Origin of the sequence: Telluribacter sp. (genome assembly GCF_035998675.1) — a bacterium.
In the GTDB taxonomy this organism is placed as follows: domain Bacteria; phylum Bacteroidota; class Bacteroidia; order Cytophagales; family Spirosomataceae; genus Telluribacter.
This window is the reverse complement of record NZ_DASYHI010000008.1, coordinates 146,400-155,517: the sequence shown is the minus strand read 5'-3', so window position 1 is coordinate 155,517 and position 9,118 is coordinate 146,400. Positions and strand designations below refer to the sequence as shown.

The window sequence follows — 9,118 nt, the reverse complement described above, 5'->3', positions numbered from 1 at the left end:
AATTATTTTTTCGACAAATTGCCAGCAGGAGTCAGTCATTTCAGAGAAATTCTCTTTCATTTAGCTTGTTTGAGGTGAGATTCAACAAGCTAACGACTGACTCCTTTTATTGGTTTTATTCAATCCAAAACATATTCTAAGAGATTTTTTTTTAACTGGAAAGACTTTGAGGATACTGACCTGTGGAAACTGCGTCTGGAAGACAGTAATGAGATGTTAGGAGCTATGTCACTAACAGACTTTCCCTCAGAGAGCCGCATTGAGATCAATCTGATTGCCAGCCAACATAACAACGTTGGAACAGAAAAACTGTACGATCGTATCGCGGGTTGTCTGATCAGCTGGGCGTGTCGTTTAGCAGTAGGGAAGTATGGGTATAATGCGTGTGTATCTCTAAATCCTAAAACCCGGTTAATCAACTATTACAAAAAAAAGTACGGGATGCTTAGTGCCGGTATGCAGCTCTATATAGAAGGCCTTAACCTTTACCAGCTTATTCAAACGTATATTGACTATGAACCTGGAAACAATAACCCCTGAAGAACTAGTTGATGGCTTCATAGTACCGGCTCACATGACTGATGAGCAGCGCCGTACAGCCAATCAACAACTAGCGAATGTTCGTCAGAAAAGAGTGGCTGAACGTTCACAACAAGAGAAGCTGTATGGTCAACTCTTGCAGTTGAAGGTCCAGATGGAGGACTGTATCAGGCAAGACACCTATGATCCAAAGAAGAACTTTGCCTACTTCCTTAACTCCTATATTGAGCTTTTGCAGAAAAAGAAAAACGAAGTAGCTTCTGAGCTTGCTATTCATAAAACCAAGCTTAGTCAGTTACTTTCTGGTCATCGTGAACCTTCGGAAGAAATATTCATTCGTTTAGAACTTCACTCAAATAGGTTTATACCTGCTCACCACTGGTTTCGCCTATCTATGAAAAAACAGGAGCATGCCCTTATGACCAACAGCTCATTGAGAAACAGAGCGAGGGAGCATGTAAAAACAAGTATTGAACTAGTGTTATAGCTAACCAGGTAGTAGCAGGAAGGGCATAAAACATCCCCTTCCTCTAAACAATAAGCCTATGTTTGAAGAAAGAAGTTAATTAGCCTTTGCATTGATCCTCTTGTACTCAAAATAGCTCATTAGTGCCAGAGGCCTCACCGTTAGCGGAGTAGGTAAATCAGCGAAAAGCTAGCTGGGAATGTATAAATTCTCATACTGCCTTTTGACTACTCATCTGGAATCTCCACCCTTTTCACCGCAGTAAGCTCTCTATTCTTATGACTATAATAAGTCTGTCGAGTACACCTAAAAAACCTCAGATCCGACGAATGCGGACGCCTTATTTTCAAGAGTTGGATTGCTTGGTATCGAATCGAGCCGCGGCGACTTTTTTTCAATAGCTATGCCCAGGTCCTGCTCGGCAACCCGAATTACTTAGGTATAGTAAAGTGAGGTGTACTGGTTATTATGGACACGAAACTTGCTTAGTTAAAGAATAAAAATAGTGATTTTCATATTGTATAGGACTCTGGTAGTTCAGACTTGAATGTTTACGGCTGGTATTGTAATACATTTCAATATATTCAAAGATTTCTGTTTGGGCATCTTCTATACAGTCAAAGATTCCATCCTCGAGCAATTCGGCTTTTATTCTGCTAAAGCAAGATTCCATGAATGCATTATCATAAGGATCATCGGCCCGGCTCATAGATTGTGCTATTTTTCTTTTCAGTAGCAGCTTACGAAACATACCTCCTGCATATTGGCCCCCACGATCAGAGTGTACAATAAGCCCAGCTTTGAGATCTCTTGTCGCAAGTGCTTTTCGTAATGCTGTTATCACCAGTTCCTCCCGCATATGGCTGGCCAGTTGCCAGCCCACAATCCGTCGGGAGTATAACGGGGGCGCCCGTGCGCTCCATCCACACTGACAGATAAGCCCATCTACCCTGGGAAAGCGGAATATAGGTGATATCACCTACCCATACCTCATCAGGTCTTACAGGCGGTTGACGCTCCAGTAGCAGATTAGAGCTAATAGGATAAGGATGCCTGCTCTGAGTGGTCCGAGGGACAAAGCTACGGGGCGGACGGCCGCTGCCGCTGGATGGCTTTCAGTCCATGCTGTTTCATTACCTTTCTACATGTGTACTTTCCAGCTCTGAGGCCCCTATCCTTTAGCTCCGCGCAAATCCTGCGGATGCCGTAACGCTGCTTATGTGCCCTGAATACTTCCACAATCTGCTGTTCCACCTGCTGCTTTTCTGGATTTTTTACTTTTGGCTTTAAGTACTCGTAATACGCACTGCGGCTAATCTGCATGAGGCGGCACAAGAGCTTGATGGGATATTGATGCTGGAATGTTTTAATAAACATACAGCGATCCTTTACTGTGACCGGGAGAAGATGCCCAACGCTTTTTTTAAAATTTCTCGCTCCATTTCCAGTTCCCGAAGTTGCTTTTGTAGGGCCAGGTGTTCCGATAAACTAACTTGCGAAGGGGATGTGGACTCAGAAGGAGCCGAATCCGCACGGCCAAGGGCTTGTCTTCGCCAGCGGTAAATGATGTTTTCTCCAATGCCCAATGAACGAGCAATATCCGCTACTGACCGACCAGCAGCAATCATGTTAACAACTTCTTGCTTGAAGGAAGCATCGTACTTCCTTCTGCCTTTTTGTGAATTTTTGTGCTGCATCTCTACTTGCTAGTTTATGCAAGTTAAGTGTCCATCAAAACTAGACCATCTCAATCAGGCTGGAGCTATGCCTGTTCGAGTTCGCTCCCGAGATGCTTAAATCGACCTGGCAGCTCATCGGCTGTATGAGCTATTTGCTACACAATAGTGGGAGGTGGTTCTGCTCTGTCATTCCTCTTCATAGCATCAGCTAGTTGTTGGTCCTCAAAACGCATCCAACAAAGCCACCCGGTAACGGTTTAACGAATGCGGATTTTCTACTTGACCATAGCCTAATCAATGATCAAGCGCCCAAGGTTCCTTGTGGATACGGACCTGGGTGGCTTTTATAGAGTCGGAAACTTACTACCTAACAGTTGCCCCACCAGTGCTAGTAAAGTAGCCCCATCATTTCTTTAATTCTCCGGACCTGCTCCCGGTGGTGGTCCAGGTGGTACCGTAAAAACTCCAGCCGCTGTACGATGTTCAGCGGTCCCATGATCACGTGGGGATAAATGATCTTTTCCAGCTCCGGCTCGGGTACTTCCTTCAGCTTTTTTTCCAGTGCACTCAGGAGCGTCTGGCACGAATACAGCGCGGCACACCAGAAGGCCAGCGGTCCGCCCAAACGGGGAACCGCGCTGGCAGGAGCTTCTTCTTTAGGCCGTCCCGCTTCGTGCCGCCACGTCCGGGCTACTATTTCTTCGATGGAAAGGGACTGGTTAACCCGTTCTCCCTCCCAGTCCTGTCCCTGCTGATGGGCCTGCACGGCCTTCCACATCATCAGGATACCTCCCTGCTCGGCCCAGACCAGATGCTCGGTAACCTCCGAAGTACTCCAAGTCGCCGGATCCGGCTTCCTGTGCTCATGCCCCAAACTAACAGAGGAAAGCTCACTAAGAAAATCAGTTCTGGCCGTTTCAATAGCAACAATAAGGTGTGGTATAGGTGTCATAATTTAGAAAGTTACGGTATTAAAGTACCTGTTGACTCACCAGGGATCAAAGTCAGCTTTGTTTGTATGAAATACCCTGCTATACGTCCCCCGAATGTACCTGACCTGGTACCGGTGGCCCGCCATATGCGTAAGCTGCGTCTGGACCAAGGCAATAACAGGTACCTTTACACTACCTACGAAGATCACCTCCCGCGCCAAGTCCTCGGGAGTCAAGTTACTAATGATACGCTGGGACCGGCTACGGACTGCTTCAAAACGTGCTCTAAGAGCTTCCAGCGTAGGCTCCTTTACCAGAGAGGGTCTTTTGTCAGTGAGGTACCGGCCCTTGTTTTCGATGGCATCAGCTACCCATTCCTCAAACCAGCACAGATGTCCCACTACCCAGCGTACCGAATTGGCTTCCGGATTAGGCTTCCAGTCCGCTTCCTGCTCGGTAATTTCTTTCAGATTTCCCCAGAGCGCCTGGTACTGAGCATTCGTCAAATCCTGTAGTAGCTTCACTTCCTGTAAAGAAAATGGTGCATTCTTCGATAGTGCCGGTAGCGAGGCAAGCAGCGTGGGCATAACCGCACAAGCACCAGTGCCTTTCTTCACAAAATCACGACGTGTATATTTACTCATAAATGCAATTATCCATTGATTAATGTTCACTGATAACTGATCATTGCTAATACGTAAACATCCGGTCACTATCCACCGAAAGCTGAACCAGCACCTTCGGCATGGCAAATTCTGCGGGCTTTCCTTTAATGTCGTCCTCGGTCATACCCCTGGCTTTGGCCGACATACCCGACAGGTAGAAGCGCCCTCCGCTCTTCACTATAGCCTCGTAGTGCTCTTTGAGGTTGCCGGTGCCTACGCCCACTACCCCACCCATGTCCTGGTCGCGGAGTAACAACACGGCATTCCCCGCCAGAAACAGGGATACCGTATGCCCCTCTTCCAGTGCTGCTTTGGCCACCAGAAAGCCCAGCGCCGCCCGGGTAGGCTCCTCCGGCCCATGTGTGATATGTACTAGTATTTTCATTTTCTCAGCTTTGTTTGTAGTTCTACTTTTATTATCATCCTCTAATTGGAGTATTGTTGTATTTCCCCTGGCAGTGGCAAGTGTCTGTGCCTGTCCAACGACAGTCGACAAAGCCAGCCATAGCACTATACAAGTTGCTTTCATCTACTTTACGGTTTAAATAAATAGAGATTATTCTTCTTTAATAAGCGTTCTGATCTGCTCAGCCATCTCGGGCGTCACCTGCACCTGGTGGACCTGACTGGCGTGCTGGGCCGCCATTTGCAATACCTGATCTTCATTTTCGGCTTTGATTACACCGGGGCAGTCAAAGCCCACATCCTGGCAGCGTAGTACTTTCATGGTAGTAAGGGGTTAAAGATTGAAGAATGAAATAAGAGTATGCTATCTTTTATGGGCAAATAAGAAGCTGGCTTTTTATACTGAATTGTAGTATGATAGTCCAAAAAATGTTAAACGGTAACTATTGATAGAATTTAGCAGTTTTTTCTAATCTTTCGACTGCGTCAGCATGTAGTCTACATATTTGCCGCCAGGCACAAGAGCTGTTACAAACAGCTTGTAGAATTGAGATCCTTTTTCTTTACCATATATCTTGTGCATTAGCGACTCGATATTATAATCTGCTCCTTCAATGACCGGATCCATGATAAACGTATAGGTATAGGATCCATCAGGATTAACTTTGGTAGGATGTAATACCCGCGTCTGGCGGAACACCTGTTGCTCCTTTGGGGACAATTTGGCGGCACCCGGCCAAAAGATATCATGTACGAAGCGCTCATATTGATCACGCTTACTAGCTTGCACTTGGTAGGCAACTACTCTCACCCGTTGGCCAGAGCGGGCCATTTCTCGCACTTGGGGCTGCTTTTGAGCGAAAGGAGGCCCTATGGCAAACATTAGAATCACCAGAATCAATGAATTACGAAGCATAGGATAAGGATGTTTACAAATGGTTAAGTTGTCCTTTTATTAATACAATGTAAAGGTGCCATAACCAAACCAGCTACACAATACCACAAATGGGGTATTTTTTACTGCTCGCAAAGCCATTATTTTTGACCAAACTATACAAAGGAAACCTAAGTATTTAAGGGTAAGTAGCGAAATGATATTCATCTCTTTTCCTTTTGTTTAAAAAAAAGAGTCCTGGCATCGATTTAAATAAAAAGTACTACACATGAAGTCTAATCGTTGCTTTATCCTGGTAATTCTGACATGGCTGCTCCTGGTACGCTTGCCGCTTGAGGCACAATCCATTAAGTTTAGCCCTGTCCATTTGCCGCCAAACTTAGATGTAAGCTGGATCACAGATCTAAAACAGGACCAGCAAGGCAATTTATGGCTGACAACTTCTACTGGCCTTCACCGGTACAATGGCTATGAGTGGAATTCTTATTATCGTAATCCGACTGAACCTGGCTCATATATCGATAATGAACTTGAAAGCGTTTGCCCAAGCCGCGACGGATCCGTATGGGTGGGAACCGCGGGATGGGGACTGGAACGTTTAGATCCCGCTACCGGTAAAATTCGTTGCTATCGGTTGGCTAATGATCATGAATTAAATAATAAAGAGAATTATATCTCGGTCCTCCGGGAAGGGCGCGATGGTACTCTCTGGATTGGTACTTATAATGGTCTTTATAGTCGGAACCCCCATACCGGCCGCTTTACCCACTATGCCCATAATCCCCATAACCCTCATAGCTTGAGTTTCAACGAAGTTCGTTCTATTTGGGAAGACCGCTCTGGAGCCATTTGGGTAGGTACTGGTGAACCTTCCACAACAACGCCAGATCAGGGCGGTCTCAACAAACTGGACCGCCGGACAGGCCGCTTTACCCGCTATATGCATGATCCAAAGGACCCCAACAGTCTGTATGATAACAGGGTCAGGGCCGTATTTGAGGACAGCCGGGGTACGCTTTGGGTAGGTACCTGGGGCGATGGCCTACATACTATGGATCGGCAAACAGGGAAGTTTACGCGTCACCACTACAATCCATTAACCCCTGATAAACTGAGTCGTCCCTACCTTAAAATCAGGGGAGAAGAAGCCAGTTGGGGTGTTAGTTTTATAACCGAAGACGCGGCCGAAAATATATGGATCGGCGCTTATGACGGAGGTTTGAACCGGTATAATCCCCGCACTGGTCATTTAGAACATTATGATGCAAATGAGGGAGGCGGTAGCGAGCGTGTCGAAAACAATCAATGGTCTGCCTGCATTTCCCGGGATGGAGTCCTTTGGTTGGGGTCAGCTGATGGGGTTCTGATGAAGGGCATACCTCAATACGAGCCGATTCCTTTCCATAATGCTAACGTGAAAACTATCAATGGTATCAATACCTTCTGCGAGTACGATCCCGGTAAATTTTGGATAGGTACCTATGCAGGTTTAAAAGATGAGTCGATTGGTAGTACCAACTCGCTCTCTATTTTTCAACAGGCTGCTCAGCAGACAACACTCTTGACGGATCAAATCCAGGACATAAAAAAAGACCGTCAGGGATACTACTGGTTCAGTACCCTGAACGCTGGTCTCTATCAATATTCGCCTAAGACTGGTCGGTTCTTGAATTATCTAAGACCTTCAAAAGTAGAAAATAGTCTCATAAACCGGATAGAAGAACTTGATCAAAATCAACTCCCTGATATAGTAAGTAAAACTGTTAAAAGTTCGACTACAGTACTGAGTACCTACGAAGACCGTGATGGTAGCTTATGGGTTCTCACAGCCAATGGGCTTTCAAAGCTGAACCGACAGACAGGACAATTTATAAATTACCAGCATATCCCCCGGAAAAGTACGTCAATTACTCCTGGTATAGGTACATGTGCATTTGAAGACCATACCGGGCAGTTTTGGGTGGGTACCTCCCATGGCCTGAACCGAATGGATCGGAGAAGCGGAAATTTTTCGCACTACCTTATAAATGAACATATTGTTCAGCTGGGAGAAGTTGCTTCGGGGACTCTCTGGGTAGTGACAGGGCAGGGACGTTTGCTGCAATATGACCAGCAGAAAAATCAGTTCCTACCATTTATGGATCCTGAGCTCGGAATAGAACTCTCGAGTGTGGCCAGCTTTGTTGAAGACGATGACCGAAACCTATGGATAGCTACCTCCCAGGGTTTTTATTGTGTTAACTCTTTAAGGAATACGGTCCAGTTTTTTGGTTCCATGTATGGATTTAAAGGATCAAGCAGCCCTTACTTTGCCTCTGCTTTCAAGAGTAGTAATGGTTATTTACTCTTCGGGGGAAGACAAGGGTACTATAAGCTGGATCCTAAATTGTTGCTGGCAATGAGGAAAAATTCCGTTCCCCTGCTGCTATCTCAGCTATCTGTTGCTAACAAGCGAGTCATTGCTGGTCCACACAGTCCACTTCAGGAACCAGTCAATACAGCTAAATCCATACAACTTGATTATAATCAAAATACTTTTTCGTTCGATTTTGTAGCCTTCGATTACTCCCAGACAGAACAAATACAATACTCTTTTTATTTAGAAAACTATGAGCCTGAATGGAGAGCAGCCAGTACGGAACATAGGGCCAATTTTTACAACATTCCGCCGGGCGAGTATATATTTCGGGTAAAAGCCGGTACTAACGACTCGGGCTGGACTGAAAAGAGTATAGCAGTCACCATTCACCCCCCTTTCTGGCAGACGTGGTGGTTCCGGCTGCTGCTCCTCATGAGCCTGTTGGGGCTGGCCTTCGTTGCCATCCGCTTCTACACCCGTAGCCGCATGCTTCGACAGCGTCAGGACATGCAGCGCGTGCTGCAGGCGCAGGAAGAAGAGCGCCAGCGCCTGGCCGCTGACCTGCACGATGACCTGGGGGCTACCCTTTCCGCTATTAAGGGACAACTCGAGTCAGTACCCGGTCAGACGCATGAGCTAATGCGGCCCATCGGGCTGATGGACAAAGCCATCCGCGACCTGCGGCTGATCTCCCACAACCTGATGCCCCCCGAGTTCATGACCCTGGGGCTCACAGAGGCTCTTCGTGAGACGACCCAGCGCCTACAGGCCAGTTCGGGCTTGCGCTGCCTCTTCATCAGCTACGGCAAAGAGCAACGCCTGGACCACCCCACCGAGCTAACCATTTACCGCATCATATTGGAGCTGATCAATAACACCATCAAACACGCCAAAGCCAGTCAGGTAACGGTACAGTTAATTTTTTATCCCGAAAATGTCACTTTACTGGTCGAAGATAACGGACGGGGCTACCCCAAAGGGAAACAGAGTTCAGGCATTGGCCTGCGTAACATTCGCTCACGGGTTGACTACCTGGGCGGGCAGCTTTGGGTTGATACAGGAGAAAGAGGCACCACCGTTACCCTGGAAGTACCCATTCGGCAGGTTGTGGTTCAGCAATTGATGCCTGTAAATCTTTTAAATAATCGAGTACCTTAATTTAGCTAACTTCATGAAT

The 9,118-nt window shown here is 46.6% G+C and carries 10 protein-coding genes; 2 read left to right on the top strand and 8 right to left on the bottom strand.

What is annotated here, in order from left to right; genetic code table 11:
• The first annotated feature begins 514 nt into the window (after positions 1 to 514).
• Positions 515 to 1,027, top strand: coding sequence for a hypothetical protein (locus VGN67_RS03840; RefSeq protein WP_327485448.1), 513 nt, complete (start codon positions 515 to 517; stop codon positions 1,025 to 1,027).
• Between the two features lie 445 nt (positions 1,028 to 1,472).
• Here VGN67_RS03840 and VGN67_RS03835 read toward each other — a convergent pair whose 3' ends face one another.
• From VGN67_RS03835 to VGN67_RS03805, 8 genes are all read right to left on the bottom strand, one after another.
• Entirely contained in the window at positions 1,473 to 1,985 is a 513-nt protein-coding gene (locus tag VGN67_RS03835) for a DDE-type integrase/transposase/recombinase (RefSeq protein WP_327485447.1), read from the bottom strand.
• A gap of 101 nt (positions 1,986 to 2,086) precedes the next feature.
• A complete protein-coding gene (locus tag VGN67_RS24480) occupies positions 2,087 to 2,329 on the bottom strand; it encodes an IS3 family transposase (protein WP_414717286.1) in 243 nt (80 codons plus the stop codon).
• Between the two features lie 65 nt (positions 2,330 to 2,394).
• Positions 2,395 to 2,703, bottom strand: a complete 309-nt coding sequence (locus tag VGN67_RS03830) for a transposase (RefSeq protein ID WP_327485446.1) — start codon at positions 2,701 to 2,703, stop codon at positions 2,395 to 2,397.
• A gap of 370 nt (positions 2,704 to 3,073) precedes the next feature.
• Complete coding sequence (locus tag VGN67_RS03825) at positions 3,074 to 3,637, bottom strand: DinB family protein (RefSeq protein WP_327485445.1); 564 nt, start codon at positions 3,635 to 3,637, stop codon at positions 3,074 to 3,076.
• A gap of 36 nt (positions 3,638 to 3,673) precedes the next feature.
• On the bottom strand, positions 3,674 to 4,261 hold the full coding sequence (locus VGN67_RS03820; RefSeq protein ID WP_327485444.1) for a DinB family protein: 588 nt from the start codon (positions 4,259 to 4,261) through the stop codon (positions 3,674 to 3,676).
• A gap of 46 nt (positions 4,262 to 4,307) precedes the next feature.
• Entirely contained in the window at positions 4,308 to 4,667 is a 360-nt protein-coding gene (locus VGN67_RS03815; RefSeq protein WP_327485443.1) for a DsrE family protein, read from the bottom strand.
• A gap of 171 nt (positions 4,668 to 4,838) precedes the next feature.
• Complete coding sequence (locus VGN67_RS03810) at positions 4,839 to 5,009, bottom strand: DUF1059 domain-containing protein (RefSeq protein WP_327485442.1); 171 nt, start codon at positions 5,007 to 5,009, stop codon at positions 4,839 to 4,841.
• 147 nt (positions 5,010 to 5,156) lie between these two features.
• On the bottom strand, positions 5,157 to 5,603 hold the full coding sequence (locus tag VGN67_RS03805) for a hypothetical protein (RefSeq protein ID WP_327485441.1): 447 nt from the start codon (positions 5,601 to 5,603) through the stop codon (positions 5,157 to 5,159).
• A gap of 247 nt (positions 5,604 to 5,850) precedes the next feature.
• On the opposite strand from VGN67_RS03805, the gene VGN67_RS03800 reads away from it, so the two are divergent.
• Positions 5,851 to 9,099 (top strand): sensor histidine kinase, encoded by a 3,249-nt coding sequence (locus tag VGN67_RS03800; RefSeq protein WP_327485440.1) that lies wholly within the window; start codon positions 5,851 to 5,853, stop codon positions 9,097 to 9,099.
• The last annotated feature ends 19 nt before the right edge of the window (positions 9,100 to 9,118 follow it).

Excerpts from the sequence above, each read along its gene's own strand:
- VGN67_RS03840 (WP_327485448.1), top strand. The coding sequence starts at position 515 with ATGAACCTGGAAACAATAACCCCTGAAGAACTAGTTGATGGCTTCATA.
- VGN67_RS24480 (WP_414717286.1), bottom strand. The coding sequence starts at position 2,329 with ATGCAGATTAGCCGCAGTGCGTATTACGAGTACTTAAAGCCAAAAGTA.
- VGN67_RS03830 (WP_327485446.1), bottom strand. The coding sequence starts at position 2,703 with ATGCAGCACAAAAATTCACAAAAAGGCAGAAGGAAGTACGATGCTTCC.
- VGN67_RS03825 (WP_327485445.1), bottom strand. The coding sequence starts at position 3,637 with ATGACACCTATACCACACCTTATTGTTGCTATTGAAACGGCCAGAACT.
- VGN67_RS03820 (WP_327485444.1), bottom strand. The coding sequence starts at position 4,261 with ATGAGTAAATATACACGTCGTGATTTTGTGAAGAAAGGCACTGGTGCT.
- VGN67_RS03815 (WP_327485443.1), bottom strand. The coding sequence starts at position 4,667 with ATGAAAATACTAGTACATATCACACATGGGCCGGAGGAGCCTACCCGG.
- VGN67_RS03810 (WP_327485442.1), bottom strand. The coding sequence starts at position 5,009 with ATGAAAGTACTACGCTGCCAGGATGTGGGCTTTGACTGCCCCGGTGTA.
- VGN67_RS03805 (WP_327485441.1), bottom strand. The coding sequence starts at position 5,603 with ATGCTTCGTAATTCATTGATTCTGGTGATTCTAATGTTTGCCATAGGG.
- VGN67_RS03800 (WP_327485440.1), top strand. The coding sequence starts at position 5,851 with ATGAAGTCTAATCGTTGCTTTATCCTGGTAATTCTGACATGGCTGCTC.